General features: G+C 36.7%; 9 protein-coding genes and 1 pseudogene. 7 read left to right on the top strand and 3 right to left on the bottom strand.

What is annotated here, in order from left to right:
- Positions 1 to 63: 63 nt before the first annotated feature.
- Positions 64 to 405 (bottom strand): hypothetical protein, encoded by a 342-nt coding sequence (locus tag HHA43_RS10945; protein ID WP_228284182.1) that lies wholly within the window; start codon positions 403 to 405, stop codon positions 64 to 66.
- Between the two features lie 45 nt (positions 406 to 450).
- Between HHA43_RS10945 and HHA43_RS10940 the strand changes: the two are divergent.
- The 5 genes and pseudogenes from HHA43_RS10940 to HHA43_RS10920 all read left to right on the top strand — a co-directional run.
- Positions 451 to 666 (top strand): annotated as a pseudogene (locus HHA43_RS10940) (metallophosphoesterase); the annotation flags it as partial.
- Positions 667 to 756: 90 nt separating this feature from the next.
- The gene (locus HHA43_RS10935) at positions 757 to 2,433 is read left to right on the top strand and encodes a DUF927 domain-containing protein (RefSeq protein ID WP_228284181.1); all 1,677 of its coding nucleotides are present in this window, start codon (positions 757 to 759) and stop codon (positions 2,431 to 2,433) included.
- Between the two features lie 1,023 nt (positions 2,434 to 3,456).
- On the top strand, positions 3,457 to 8,376 hold the full coding sequence (locus HHA43_RS10930; protein ID WP_168542608.1) for a DEAD/DEAH box helicase: 4,920 nt from the start codon (positions 3,457 to 3,459) through the stop codon (positions 8,374 to 8,376).
- A gap of 70 nt (positions 8,377 to 8,446) precedes the next feature.
- Complete coding sequence (locus tag HHA43_RS10925; protein ID WP_168382620.1) at positions 8,447 to 10,249, top strand: DUF262 domain-containing protein; 1,803 nt, start codon at positions 8,447 to 8,449, stop codon at positions 10,247 to 10,249.
- 69 nt (positions 10,250 to 10,318) lie between these two features.
- Positions 10,319 to 11,518: a J domain-containing protein gene (locus HHA43_RS10920; RefSeq protein WP_168382619.1), complete on the top strand. Its 1,200-nt coding sequence runs from the start codon at positions 10,319 to 10,321 to the stop codon at positions 11,516 to 11,518.
- Between the two features lie 186 nt (positions 11,519 to 11,704).
- On the opposite strand, the gene HHA43_RS10915 is transcribed toward HHA43_RS10920, so the two are convergent.
- Both HHA43_RS10915 and HHA43_RS10910 read right to left on the bottom strand, forming a co-directional pair.
- Entirely contained in the window at positions 11,705 to 12,193 is a 489-nt protein-coding gene (locus tag HHA43_RS10915) for a hypothetical protein (RefSeq protein WP_160232345.1), read from the bottom strand.
- Positions 12,194 to 12,428: 235 nt separating this feature from the next.
- Entirely contained in the window at positions 12,429 to 13,673 is a 1,245-nt protein-coding gene (locus tag HHA43_RS10910; RefSeq protein ID WP_168382618.1) for a tyrosine-type recombinase/integrase, read from the bottom strand.
- A gap of 373 nt (positions 13,674 to 14,046) precedes the next feature.
- Here HHA43_RS10910 and HHA43_RS10905 point away from each other — a divergent pair, with 373 nt between their 5' ends.
- Entirely contained in the window at positions 14,047 to 15,279 is a 1,233-nt protein-coding gene (locus HHA43_RS10905) for a tyrosine-type recombinase/integrase (RefSeq protein WP_228143259.1), read from the top strand.
- Positions 15,280 to 15,384: 105 nt separating this feature from the next.
- Positions 15,385 to 15,621, top strand: a complete 237-nt coding sequence (locus tag HHA43_RS10900) for a hypothetical protein (protein WP_092819298.1) — start codon at positions 15,385 to 15,387, stop codon at positions 15,619 to 15,621.
- Positions 15,622 to 15,805: the final 184 nt, after the last annotated feature.

Here is a 15,805-nt window from a genome sequence, read left to right as displayed (position 1 = left end):
TTCTTGCTCATGGTAAACTCCTAATGAGTATGTATAGTTTACCAAGTTAAACCCTCCTGTTTTTTAAGCACACATCAACTTTTCTAAAGCTTGTTGGGATGACATAGATTGGTCATGCTCAAATATTAAGGCCTTTAGATCATTTTCTAATTTATTCTTTGAATATTCAGGCATGATAAGATGAATTTTATTGCAATTTATTTGTAGATTGCTAAGTTCATCACAGGACTCCAAGATGACAATATGAATTTTATTTTCAGTCTTGCTAGGAATTTGTTCTAAAGTTTTAACTGTAAATAATATAGGGTTTAGTCCATCTTCAAATGGCTTATAAAAATCAAGTGAAATTTTATTATTTGTATAAATAACAATATTTTGTAATGAATTGGAGGCTGTGGTAGTCATGTTCTATAATGGGATTCAAAATTCGTAGAAGGTTTTATTCATAGCATGAACGATATAATAAAGATACTTGTAAACCAAAATTATAATTCAGTTTATATCGTTGGAGATCTTCACGGGTCTTATAGTCTTCTAATGCAAGAGCTTCATCTAAAGAATTTTGATTTTGACAATGACTTGCTCATATGCACAGGAGATCTCATCGATAGAGGTAATGAAAATTTAGAATGTATTTCATTACTCGATCAAACATGGTTTTTAACTGGGCTTTGTTGCATAAATATGTAAGCATCTGATTTAAATAAATTTAATTTTGGATCAAAAAATAATCAAAACTTTTAAAATCATATAGTTATGAAATCTTTGTGCAACAAAGCCTTTGTCGATGAAGATAAGAACGGTATAAGCCAAAAGCGTTTTATCTCAAGCCCTGTATTGGTCGTTGCAAAGACTAGGGATAATTCTAGTAATAATTGGGGGGTATTGCTCAAGTGGAAGGATGACAACGGGGTAGAACACACACAGGCCCTATCTATGGAGCTATTTCAAACGGACGGCGCAGATCTTCGCAAAGCATTGTCTTATCAGGGTGTAATGATTGCACCTGACCAACGAGCAAGAAACCTTTTTCAATGCTACTTAATGAGCTATCAAACAGGTCAATATGCCTTATGTGTTGATCGGGTCGGCTGGCATGATGATGTATTTGTACTGCCTCATAAGCAGATCGGACAAAGCAGCAGTGATTTAATTGTTTATCAGGCTAACAATGCCCTAGATAACCGTTATCAAAGTAAAGGCACATTAGAGCAATGGCGAAGCAATGTAGCGCAATTGGCAGAGAATCATAGCTTATTGGCTTTTTCATTGTGTACGGCCTTTGCTGGGCAATTGCTAGACCCTCTTAACCAACAAGGCGGTGGCTTTCATATTAAGGGCAGTTCATCCAAAGGGAAAAGCACAGCCTTAAACCTTGCTAGTTCCGTGTGGGGAAATCCAAAGCAGTTTTATAGAACATGGAGAGCCACAGGAAACGCCTTAGAGCATACAGCGTATATGCACAATGACAGCTTTTTAGTGCTAGATGAAATCGGAGATATAGCGAACCCCAAAGAGCTAGGCAATGTCGTTTATATGCTTGCAAATGGTTTAGGTAAAGGTCGCATGACCAAGCAAATTACAGCAAAGCCTATGCACCAGTGGAAAGTTATTTTTCTATCCAGTGGTGAAAAAAGCCTTAAAGATATTATGACCGAGCAAGGCCAAAAGACTAAGCTGGGACAAGAAATACGCTTGGCTGATATTGATATAGATCAGTCCGAGTACGGTATTTTTGACGGTATAGACTTTGCAGAGGATGCACCAAAACAAGCGATTGAACTGAGTAAACGTATGGCAGACTGCTACGGCGTGGCTGGCATTGCATGGCTTGAGTATCTGACCAGCAACAAAGGCGAGCGTATGGAAGAAGCTAGGGAGCTTTTAGACCAGTACCGCCAAGCCTTAACCGTGAACCAGTCGCAAGGGCATATTGTCCGAGTGGCTAACTACTTTGCATTGGTGGCAACGGCTGGGGAGCTGGCAACCAAGGCCAATATTACAGGCTGGAAAGCAGGCACAGCATTTAACGCCGTACAAAAGGTATTTAATCAATGGTTGGGGAGTTTTGAGCAGGTCGGAGATTATGAGAATCGGGAAATTGTGGCCCATGTTAAAGCCTTTTTCGAGGCGAATGAATCCAGCCGTTTTGAAGCCATTACACCCGATCCCGATCATATCGAGCGTATTAATAACCGTGTCGGCTACTGGAAGATAGAGAACGGCGAAAAGATATTTTATGTATTGCCTGAGCAGTTTAAAAATGAAGTCTGCAAAGGTTATGACAGTCGCAAAGCAGCAAGGGCCTTACTCGCTTATAACCTACTTGAGCATGACACTGGCAAGACCAGCAAGACGGCAAGAATCCCATCACGGAAAAATGCAGTGAAGGTTTACGCCGTCAAAGAGGCTATTTTTAGCTGGGAAGCATAAAAACGAAGGTAACAGAGGTAACACAGGTAACAACCGCATGAATAAAGGCTTTCAGGCGTTACCTGTTAAAAAATGGAATAGGTAACAGGGGTAACAACTTAGGGGAATATGGGTTTTGTTACCCGTGTTACCTAAGCGAAAAAAAAGAGGTAACACACTGAAACTCAGTCATAGCAAGGTTGTTACCTATGTTGCCTACGTTACCTATAAAAAAATATACATTCTGAGGAATTTAAAAATAGACTTCTTGCCTTAGTCAAAATTTAAACAGCCCAAAGCTACATTTTATAAGGTTTTAGCCAATTCAAAAACTAGGTAAAAAGATACTTTCGCAAGAGGTCTAATGTCTTTACAGCGTGATCTGTTATTTACATCTGTAGATTTGAGATAGCTAACCTAAGTGAAAATTAGCTGTAATTAATTATTAGCATCTATTTTTATCACATTCTATCTATCCAGAGCGCCGTATTTGAATAGTCACTATGTTTTACAGACATGGAATATCTTGAATTGAATTGTATAAATAATAAGCAATACAATATGAGGATTTGAGTAGGTAAGGTGAAGCACTTTTTATTTTTATTGGCATAAAATTCCAAAAAATATCGCCAAAATTATGTTTGACTATTTCCGATATAAAAAATAATCATAAATTATTTTTAATTATTAAAATACAATAACTTAAAGATAATTTAATATATTTTTTAGGGTTGTTTTAGCTGTTTCAGGAAATAACCCCATGAAGGATTTTGTCAAGCTAAAATTCAATGGTAATTGAATTGGCAAAATATGACATTTATTTAGTCAAAAATCACCAATATTTCTGAATAAGAAGAGACTTCATAAATATTAAATATTTAACTATTGAAAAGAATAGAGGTTTATTTAATCGATACTGCTTTTTCTAGATAAGAAATAACTTATAGTTCCGCAAATAGAATATTACTTTTCATGGTTTTTAATGGGTACATTCAGTAGAATCCATTGTATTCAATAAGACATTATTTATGGGTTTGGGGACTTATGTCTGCTTTTTTTAATTTATTAAACACATATAGAACAGCAGCGAAAACAGAACGAGAAAAAGGCACTTACTTTGAGTTGCTTTGCATTAAATACTTTGAAAACGAGCCTTACTATGCGGACTTGTTTAGCAAAGTACAGACTTACACCGAGTGGGCTAAAGAACAAGAGCTATCAGGCAAAGATACTGGCATTGATTTAGTCGCAACAACCAAAGACGGCGAGTTCCATGCGATCCAGTGCAAACTCTATGATGCAGACCGTACAGTTTCTAAAAAAGAAATCGACAGTTTCCTATCGGCGGCATCAAAAACTTACTTTTCGCGCCGTATCATTGTAAGCACGACGCATAAATGGTCGGACAATGCTTTAGCGACCTTGGAGAACCAAGACCCACCTGTTACCAAGATCGACCTGGAAACTTTAGAGCAAAGTGCGATTGACTGGTTAAAGTTTGCGGAAAAGAAAGAAGTTGTTTTAAAGCCTAAAAAGCAACTACGTGACCACCAAAAGGCCGCACTGACCAATGTTCAAATTGGCTTATATGAGCAAGGACTTGAGCGCGGCAAGCTAATCATGGCTTGCGGTACGGGTAAGACCTTTACCAGCCTGAAAATCGCCGAGGAATGTGCAGGAAAGGGCAAGCGTGTCTTATTTCTTGTACCTAGTTTGTCCTTGTTGTCCCAAACCTTAACCGAATGGACGCAGGAATCGACCACGCCATTACTTAGCTATGCAGTCTGTTCGGATACGGAAGTTGGTAAAAGCAAAAACAAAACCGCCATTGATGCCGTCACAACCTTGGCGCACGAATTGCAGTATCCAGCCACCACAGACGCGAAAAAGTTAGCCGAGAATGTCGAGAAGCACCACGACGCTGATCACATGACAGTTGTGTTCTCAACCTATCATTCGATCAATACCGTGAGTGATGCGCAGAATGATTACCAAATGGGTGAGTTTGACCTCATTATCTGTGACGAAGCGCACCGTACAACAGGCTCAACGCACGATAGCGAACTCGATTCCAACTTCGTCAAGATTCACGATGGCGGTTTCATTCTTGGCAAGAAACGCATATACATGACAGCAACTCCGCGTATCTTCTCGGACGATGTAAAAACCAATGCTACCGATTTCACTTTGTATTCAATGGACGATACGAAGCTATTTGGTGAAACGCTTTACACCATCAACTTCTCGGAAGCGGTGAAGCGCGGCTTATTGGTTGATTACAAGGTGATTGTCCTGACAGTAGATTCCGACACGATCATCGACAAGATTGGCTCAACAATTACAGAAAATGCCGATATTGTGGTTGATGATGCCGCGCGTATTGTTGGCTGTTGGAAGGCATTGTCTAAACAGGGCATTCATGCGGACGTTGAAGAAGATACTAACCCAATGCAACGTGCATTGGCTTTCTGTCAAGTGATTGACCAAACGGCAAAAGCGCGTAAGCACCAAGTCAGTTCTACTCGTATCGCAAATATCTTCCAAACCGTTGTTGAAGCATATCAAGATGCCGAAGCAAAAGAAGGCAATGAAATCTCTCATCGCCTGATCTGTGAAGCGCAGCATGTCGATGGGGGCATGGGTGCAGACAAGAAAGAAGAAAAACTGAATTGGCTCAAAGCAACGCCTGAGCCAGTTTTTGATGAAAATGGACAAGAGCGTCCAGTTTGCCGAGTGTTAAGTAACGTCCGCTGCTTGTCTGAGGGTGTCGATGTTCCTGCGCTTGATGCTGTGCTATTCCTGACACCGCGTAACTCACAAGTTGATGTGGTACAGTCGGTTGGTCGTGTCATGCGCCTTGCGCCGAATAAGAAGCGTGGCTATGTAATTTTGCCTGTTGTGATTCCACCTGGGGTAGAGCCACATAAAGCCCTTGATGACAACCAAACTTATAAAGTGGTTTGGCAAGTGCTGAACGCCTTACGTTCGCACGATGACCGCTTCGATGCCATGATCAATAAAATGGACTTAACAGGCATTGATAAGTCCAAGATGGAAGTCATTGCGATTAGCGACAAGGTGGCAGCTAAAGCGAAGAAGAAAGGTGCAGGCAAAGGTGGCTCGACGATTGGTACACCTAGCAAAAAGTCTAAAAAGGATGACGTTGAAGATACTCAGCATTCCTTTAGCTTTGAATCAGGCGAAATCGAACGTGCTATCGTTGCCAAAGTGGTTCAAAAAGTTGGTAATCGCCACCACTGGGAAGATTGGGCAAATGACATTTCCAAGATTGCACAAACGCATATCAAGCTAATTACCGACATTCTAGAGCGTCCTGAGTGCAACAAAGAACGCGCCGTCTTTGAGGAGTTTGCTATTGAGATTCGTGATGACTTAAACAATGCAGTATCGGATGCTGAAATCATTGAGATGTTGGCGCAGCATCTTATTACCAAGCCTGTCTTTGATGCCTTATTTGACGAGTATAGTTTTGCAGCCAATAACCCGATGGCAGTTGCAATGCAAAAGGTACTGGATGTCTTAGATCAGCACCAACTCGATAGCGAAACCGAAGCATTACAACGCTTCTATGACAGCGTAAAAATGCGAGCGTCGGGCATTGATAGTGCAGAGGGTAAACAGAAGATCATTGTTGAGTTATACGATAAGTTCTTCCGTAATGCTTTCCCTCGCATGACTGAGCGTTTGGGCATCGTATACACGCCTGTTGAAGTGGTGGACTTCATCATTCACAGCGTCAATGATGTTCTTCAACAAGAATTCGGCAAGAGCTTTGCCGATGAAGGTGTTCATGTACTCGACCCATTTACAGGTACAGGCACGTTCATTTCTCGTCTATTGCAAAGTGGTCTAATTCCACCGAAGAAGTTGACCTATAAATACAAGAACGAAATCCATGCCAATGAGCTTGTCTTACTGGCGTACTATATTGCTGCGATTAACATTGAAGCGGTCTATCACAGTGAGATCATTGACGAGTACACGCCGTTTGAAGGTATTTGTTTAACAGATACTTTCCAAATGTACGAGAAAGAAGACCTAGTTGATCAAGTATTGGTGGATAACAGCGCACGTCGTAAGCGTCAGAAGTCACTCGATATACAAGTGATTATTGGTAATCCACCATATTCGGCAGGGCAAGAGTCCGCTAATGATAATAACCAAAATGTTACTTATCCGTATTTAGATAGTGTATTGGCTAAGACGTATGTCGCTAAATCTAAAGCGACTTCGACCAAGAATCTTTATGACTCATATATTCGGGCACTTCGTTGGGCAAGTGATCGACTTTCAGGGCAAGGGGTTATTGGCTTCGTTACGAATGCAGGTTTTATTGATGCAAATACAGCAGATGGTTTGCGGAAATGCCTAGTTGAAGAATTTAGTAGTCTGTATATATTCCACTTACGCGGGAACCAAAGAACTTCAGGTGAGAAATCACGACAGGAAGGTGGGAAAATTTTCGGAAGTGGTAGTCGGGCTCCAATTGCAATCTCAATTCTTGTAAAAAATCCAAATGCAGAACAACAAGGACAAATATATTTTCATGATATTGGCGATTACCTGAGTCGTGAGGAAAAACTAGACAAGATTGCCAATTTCAAGAGCTTAAAAGGGATTACAGCGGCTAATGGTTGGGTCAACATCATTCCTGATGAGCATGGGGATTGGTTGAATCAACGTGATAACTCATTTGATGTCTTTATAAAGATTGGAGATAAGAAAGATACTTTAACTCCTTCCATTTTTAATACTTATACATTGGGCTTAGCCACTGGTAGAGATTCTTGGGCTTACAATTATTCACTGACGAAATTAAATTCGAATATTAGTAATTTCATAGGTTTTTACAATTCAGAAGTAGAGCGATTTATATCAAGCGGATGCCCTGAAGCTGTTGAAGATTTTATTACTATTGATACAACAAAAGTTAGTTGGAATCGTAATTTAGTTAATGATTTAAAGAGAAAACGAGTTCTAAGTTTTGATGGTAAATATAATGTTGTTTCTTTATATCGTCCATATACCAAAATAAATTGTTATTTTTCTAAAGATTTAACGGCGATGATGTATCAAACAGGCAAAGTTTTCCCAATTAATAAGAATAATTACGCTATATCAATTACCGGTTTAGGTGTTACGAAAAGTTTCTCGTGTCTCATTACTAATTCTTTACCTGATCTACAATTACACGCTAATGGGCAATGTTTTCCACTATACCTCTATGAAGAAATAACCCAAGAGAAAAGCGTTAGCTCAGGTGACCTATTCGATGAATCACTTGATTTAACTATCAGTGAAACCAAGTATGAGCGCAAAGATGGTATTAGTGACGAAGGCTTACAGCACTTCCAAACCGCCTATCCAAGCGAGCAAATCACCAAAGAAGACATCTTCTACTACACCTACGGTTTGCTTCATAGCGAGGAATACCGTGAACGCTATGCGGACAATCTGACCAAAGAATTGCCACGTATTCCATGCGTGAAGAAAGCAGAAGATTTTTGGGCATTCTCGAAAGCTGGTCGTGATTTGGCACACTGGCATCTCAATTACGAAACCATAGAGCCTTACAAAGCGACTTTAGACACCGGTACGAAAGCTTATAAAGAGCTTTTAGCAGAAGATTTCTACGTCGAAAAAATGAAGTTTGCCAAGAAAGGTGAAAAAGGTACGGTCATTTACAACAAGCGTATTACCATCAAGGACATCCCTGTAGAAGCGTATGAATACGTGGTGAATGGTAAGCCTGCACTTGAGTGGGTAATGGAGCGTCAGGGCGTTTCTACGCACAAAGACAGCGGTATCGTAAACGATGCCAACGATTGGGCAATTGAAACAATGAACAATGCAGCATACCCGCTTGAGTTGTTCTTGCGCGTGATTACGGTGAGCCTTGAAACAATGAAGATTGTGAAGTCATTGCCGAAGTTGGATATTTAAGTTTGAAGTTTTAGAGCACTAGAGGTAGCTAGTGCTTTTTTTATGTTGAAAACATATTAAAGGGTAATAAATGTTAAGTGCAAATAAAGAGAAAATTCAGTCATTTTTAATGGGAGGGAGTCAATATCATATTCCATTTTTTCAACGACCTTATGTATGGAAAGTTGAAAATTGGCAAGAATTTATTGAAAGTGTGATTGAGCAAGTCGAGGTTTCGGACGACTCTGAATCTGAGCATTTTATTGGTACGATCATTGTACAGCAGAAAGAATCAACGAAAATTGGTGCTATAGAATATGATCTGGTGGATGGTCAACAGAGATTAACAACGATCTGTTTACTATTAAAGGCTCTACAAGATTTAGCACAGAAAGATGCTACTAAAAATTGGATTCAAAACTTAGTGACCTTTACTGATAGTGAAGCTGAATTATGTCCACGCATTATTCATAGTCGTAAAGATGTAGAGCTTTTTGAGGCTGTATTATTTGATGCTACGCATAATCAAGAAAATTGGGAGGCTTTAACAGCCTTACCAAAAGATCAATGGGATGATTTTTTCAATAAAACATTAGAACATAAAGCTGTTTTAGGTTGCTATCTGTATTTCCGAAGTACATTAAGTGAATATCTAGCTGCTAAAAATATGGATAAAGAGGAACAAAATAATTTAATTAAAAAATTAGTCCAGACTATCCTTATAAAGCTACCAGTTATTCATATGGCATTATCCAAAAAAGATGATGTTCAAGAAATTTTTGATACGATTAACTCTCAAGGTGTGAAACTTACCACGGCGGAATTGCTAAAGAATTTCTTGTTCAAAAATGATCAGAAATCTATAAAACTCTATCAAGAAAACTGGTATTCAATATTTGAGGCTAATGAAGATGATATTGAGTTCTGGTCATCAGATAGAACATCAGGTCGTATGCGTCGGTCAACGATGGAGCTTTTCTTATATAGCTATTTGGTAATTAAGAAGGAAAGTACTGTCAAACTCGAAAAGCTGTTCAGAGAATATAAGAGCCTGATCAAGCAGAAAACTCCTGATGAACTGGTAGAGATGATTATAGATTTAAAAGAACATGCAGAAGTCTATCGCCAAATTCCTGATGGAATAGATTTACGAGCATTATCTTATGCTGAGTATAAAAAAAGATTCTTCCAAATAGCTTCTGAATTTGAAATAACTACGATCATGCCTTTAATGCTTTACATAATGAAGCAAGTTAAGGATGGGGAAGAACTGAAAAAAATATTAGCTGTCTTAGAGTCATATATAGCAAGACGTACAATTTGTAAGATGACAACCAAAAATTACAATAATCTATTTCTTGGATTATTAGTTGAATTAAAAAAATGGGATAAGATCACCAGTGAAAAATTGTTAGAGAAGCTTTTATCTTATAAAGAAGATACTAATGTGTTCCCTACCGATGAACAGGTTAAAGATGGAGTTTTTAACAAAGCATTAATTAATAAATATACCCGAGAAATCCTATATATTATTTCTTTATATGACTTAAATGACCCTAAGACAGACAATCATTCATTGTCATTAGATGGCTTTTCATTAGAACATTTAATGCCAAAGAAATGGGAAAATAACTGGGAAATCCCAGATTCAAAAGAGAAAGTTGAGCTAAATAATTTTAAGCTGCTGACCCTGGGCAATTTAGCTTTGATTAAAGGTTCATTGAACTCAAAATTGCGCGATTCAGCATGGCCAATTAAACGTGAGGAACTGAATACTTACTCGACATTAAACCGTACAAGAGAGTGTCTTGGAAACGCAGTTTGGGATGTAAAAGCTATTAATGAACGCTCACAAAAACTATATGAAACCATTGTAGAGATTTGGAAAAAATAATTTTTAAAGATAATAGGCATTAGAGGGGTTCTAATGCCTTAATTAATTTAAGAAAGTAAGAAATAATTTATGAATTTATATGAAATACTACATGTTTCTCAAGATGCACCAGAAGAAATAATTAAGCTCGCGTATAAGGGGTTAGCTCAGAAGTATCATCCAGATCGATATAAAGGGAATGATGCAAATGAAATCATGGTGAAAATACGAGAAGCTTATGAAACCTTGATCGATCCAGAAAAACGTAAAAATTATGATACTTTTTTAGCAGAACAAGCACGTCGAAAACAACAACAAGAAGAATATGTGAAAAGACAGCAGCAGGAGGAATTTATACGCTCTCAAAGAGCAGCTTTTGATCAGCAAAACAGGACTAGCTCTAATAGTCAATCTGAACAACAAGCTCAAAACAAAGATTCTAAAAGCTTCAAAATGAATATCTCTATCGATGTTCCAAACAGCTTTTCAATCTTTTCCCCTTTTATAAAACTTAAAAATTGGATAATTTCAAAGAAAAAAGTTTTTATACAAGTGGGAAGCATCTGTATTGCATTAGCCCTAATTATCACACTTGCTGTTGCAGCAACTGCATACATGAATAATTTATCGGTTAAAACTGATGCTGAAGCAATTACAGCCGCTGAAGAAGCAATAGCAGCGGCAGAAGTGGCTGAGGCTGCAGCAGATGCTGCTGCGGCAGAAGTGGTAGAAACCGGGGTGGACTATAACCTGACTAATTCAGAATTAACGAATTATGGCGAAGCAGTAGCCGCGGATGAGGGTTTTGATCCAGCAGAAGAAGCTGTAGCAGCGGCAAAAGCTGCTGATGCAGCAGATTTAGCTGCAAGTAATACTTACAACAGTGATGTGGGGAATAATAGTGTTGAAGTTGCAAAGAACTCTAAAAAATCTACCCTTGCACCAGATAAAGTTTTAATAACAAAAGCAGTAAGAGAATTCGAGGCAGTATTATCTCTTTCTGGAATAATAGGAGTCAAAGAGATAGTTCAAAAATGTTATACAGATATTAATTCAAATAAAGAGTATTGTTTATATCTTGATTATTCTGCAAGAATTTTTGATGCGAATTATGCCTATGAAATGAACACTGAACCTAATGAATTCTTTGCAGAGCAGCTTTTCTTAGAAAGGACATTTGTTAATTATTATCTTCCTATGAATATTCTAGATATGGATGAAGTTAATAAACATTTAATGGATTCATACTATGCAATTCTTCCTGTTTTGAAAAAACAGTTTAGTCAATGAAATATAGCTAAATTCTAAAAAGATCAGCACATAAAAATGCCTGTAAAATACATTTTTATAGGGTTTTAGGTGTGCTGATAAATTCAGTATTTAGCTATACTCCCCATTTTTGATCGCTAAAAAAATGGGGATTAGAAGATATAGATTTGAATTTCTATTAATTTTAGGGTTTTATATTAATAAAATTTAGATTTTTAATATAAGGGGGAAGCATCTGTTTGGGGTTAGTTTTACTTCTGTTATCTCTCGACTAAGTACATCCAAATAATTTAGTTTAATTGTATGATAGTTTGCTATTAGAAATTTTTGATTAAACATTGTTTTGCAAAGTTCTGTTATAGATTCATTAGAGTTTAAATTTTTAATAAATAAGTTTTTTTGATCCTCATCTAACTCTATTAGGTATCTATATGAGAAAAAAGAGCTATAAGGCGTCATAAACACTAAAGATATTTCAATTTCACTGTTAACTTTTGCAGGTAATGATTCAGCCATGAGGTTATTAACATTTCTAAAAAAATTACTTACTAAATTAAAGTTAGTATACTTATAAGTTTCATCAACAAGTCCTTCTTTTAACAATATATCATCAAATTCAGTCGCAGCAACTTGAGCAGTAACAGTTGGAGATAAAATTAGAATAAAAAAAGCAAAAATAAAATTATTTAGCTTCATAAATTTCTCAGTTTTTATAAAGTAAAAAGTTTGTATAGTTGGAGAGTACTTTATATAGAAATAAATAAAAAGCTCAAAATAGAGCAGATAGGGGCTTTTTAAAACTTAGTTGAAAAGTGCCTAGTGGCAAACAATTTGTACACTGTTATGTACACTGGGGTTTTTTTATAAAATTTAATAAATATAAAACAGTAGCTTATGTAATTTGTTCAATTGTCGCCACCCCTAAGGTTAGTTATTCTTTTTGTTTTGCATTTTCTAAAATCCAATCTTCATATACTTGTAATGCTTCTCTTAACATATCCATAGGCCTGACAGTGTAGTGTTTATCAACTAAGGCACTCGGCTTATGACCTGCAATTTGAGCAAGGATACCCGGGTTTATTTTTGCCCAAATAGCTAATGTTTCGTAGGATCGGCGTAGACCATGAGGTGTGATTTCTATTTCTAATTTTTCTGATACTTTATTTAAGCTTTTGTATGGATTAATAATATAGCCGGTTTTAGATTTAGAGCTGCTGAAAATAAAATCTGAATCTGCATCTCTTTTTAATTCTAATAAGAGGCTTTCTACATAGGAAGTTAAGGGGATTATTCTACCATTATCCTCAACTTTATCGCTAAGTTTTGCTGTCTTCCATCTGAAATCAACATCACTCCATTTCAATGTGAGTAGCTCATTTTTTCTGCACCCAGTAATGAGTGTGCATATTAGTAACGTAGATATTTTTTTATTTTCCAGTTTTTTAATTTCCTTAAACCACATAGGAAGTTGTTGTTTCGTTAAGCAATCTTTTTTAGCTACAACAGGCGCAACTTTTTGCCGTACTTTTTTAGCCTTAAAAGACTTAGTTGGAATGAGATTTTCGTAATCATCGTGTTCTTCACACCAATTTAAAAATGCCCGTACTAATCGATATGCTTTACTTGTAGTTGTTGAGCGATAGGAATTAATTTCTAACCAATTTGTGAAAATATCTGCTGTTAATTCAGCAAGCTTTAAATTTAATAGTTCATTAATGGGTTGTACCTTGTAAGTTTTATTGGAAACTGGATCAAAACCACCCCTACATAATTCTATATGGTCTTGATAAGTCCTAATCCTCCAATGAGATTTCCTCTCCTCCAAATATTCATCCCAAGCTTCTTTAAATCGAATATTCTTCCTTTTCTCTTCTAAATTGTACTGCCGATTGGCTTCAAGTGATTTTTTCTTCTCAGCAACTGGATCAATCCCTTTGTGGCATTTAATAGCTAATTCTTGTGCATATTTTCTGGCATCATCTAATTTCCAGGTGTCGACATCCCCAATTTTGATACGATGCGTTTGACGGCCGGTACGGCCTTGGAATACGTAACTTTTTGAATTTTTAGGCGTAACTTTAACGCCAAATCCAGGTACTTTGTCATCCCAATAAAAAACAGGTTTTAAATTACCTGTGCAATCAATTTTATCTATAGCCGGTTTAGTTAGTTTCATAATTTCTAGTAAGCCATTGGTAAGCATCTGGTAAGCAAAATGAATATACTATAATCAACTAAAAGGATGAAGAGTATAATTTTAATTTTTTATAAGTGTATGATTGTTATTGTAAATATTGTTTAGATGTTTGATTTTGATGTGCTAGGTTAAAGAACTCATAATCCGTTGGTCGACAGTTCAAGTCTGTCTGGGCCCACCATATTTTATAATCATATGCACTCATATGAAATCTAAACCCTTAATTCTTAACGGATTAAGGGTTTTTTTATACTTAAAATAATCTTATATACACTCATACAGGAACTGCTCGTTTGTATCCTTGTTTGTATCCTAAATTTAAAATATAACTCAGGATACAAAGTTTAAATAAATGGTAGGTAAACAAAGAGTTATGAGCAGAAATAAACTTTTATCTGATGTGGCATATGCTGCTTTAAAAGCAAAAGATAAAGAATATCGAAAGGCAGATATTTCAGGACTTTATATGAAAGTTCAAACTTCAGGTAAGAAGTCATGGCAACTTCGTTTGAAGAATAATGAGGGTAAATGGACATGGGTCGGTTTAGGGTCTTACCCTGATGTTTCAGTTAAAAATGCTCGAGCACAAGCTTTAAAATTTCAATCGGGAGAGCTTCAAATTGTTACGCGATCAGAACGTCTAAAACAAGCTCAACGTGATGAAAGTGAGTTGTTTGAGTACTTAATGCGAGATTGGATCGATACTAAGAAAAATACATGGGATCCAACAACATTTAAGAAAGAGGTTCAATCTATTGAAAAGCATCTTCTGCCTGTTTTTGGTCAACGTAAATATAAAGATATTACTTCTGGAGAATGGCTTGAATTCTTCCAAACAAAACAACGTGAAGAAAAAATTTTCAATCGAATCGAAAAATTAGTTTCATATTGCCGGAATGCTTATGATTTGGCTGTTTTTAAAGATGAGATTAAATTCAACCCTCTAACTGGTATTCAGAAGTTTTTAGACAAGTCTAATCCAGGGTGTATGAAACACATTCCTATAAAAGAACTTCCTGAAATGATTGGAAAAATCAGGGAATACCGCTCTGAAGAAATCAGTATTGGGTTAGAATTACTGATACATATGTTTCCAAGACCTGGGGAACTTAGGCAAGCACAGTGGAAGCAATTCGACTTTGATGAACGGGTTTGGATTAGACCTGGTTCAATAATGAAAAAGGGGATTGAACATGGAATACCTCTGTCAGATCAAGCAATTACTTTGTTAACAAGATTGAAATCAATTTCGAAACGTGAGAGTGATTATCTATTTCCAGCTCGAGACAGTGTTAATAAGTCAATTTCAAATTTAACTTTCAATACAGCCCTAAATAGATTGGGATACTTTGGGAAGCAGAATCCACACGGCTTTAGACATATTGCATCAACGAAATTAAACGATAAATTTAGTGATCGATCACAAGTGATCGAGTCTGCATTAGCTCACTTAAAATCTGGGGTAAAAGGAGCCTACGACAAAGGCGCACACCTTCGAGAAAGGTATGAAATCATGCAGTATTGGTCGGACTACCTTGAACAAATTTGTGGACCGAGAGAGTTTCCTAAGATTCATGTAAGCTAATTTTTAAGCAGTTTTTTACTATTTTTCCATTTTTTTAACGTACAACAGGCCTTTTTTTTGAAGCATGCTAGTTTTGAAATTATCTATTAATCATTAGGAATAGAGATGATTTCAAATACTGCATTTGACATTGTTGTAAATGGTATCGTATTAAAGCCACTCAGATTAAAAAAGAAAGAAGTATGTGACTATCTGGAATTTTCAGTAGAGCAGTTAAGAAAAGTTTCGATGAATGATGAAAGCTTTCCAAGACCGATCAAAACTGGTAGTACACGACAATCTGGTGTTTATTATGATTTCAACGAAATAACGGTTTGGAAAGAAAAAAATTACGGTAAGTAAGTTTTATGAATTAGGCCCTAAGGGGCCTAATTTTTTTATAGAAAGATGCGAGAAGTATTGTTAATTGGCTAATAAATAAATAAAACTGTTTATTTTCTCATTTTTTTAACCACACACAGAGATATTTTAGAGTTGATGCTAGATTAAATCTTTCAACAGATTCCAATTTAAGCAGGTTTAATAG

It is taken from the genome of Acinetobacter sp. A2, from assembly GCF_012371325.1.
GTDB lineage: Bacteria > Pseudomonadota > Gammaproteobacteria > Pseudomonadales > Moraxellaceae > Acinetobacter.
The sequence above is the reverse complement of the archived record's forward strand: the minus strand, read 5'-3'. Positions and strand labels throughout refer to the sequence as shown.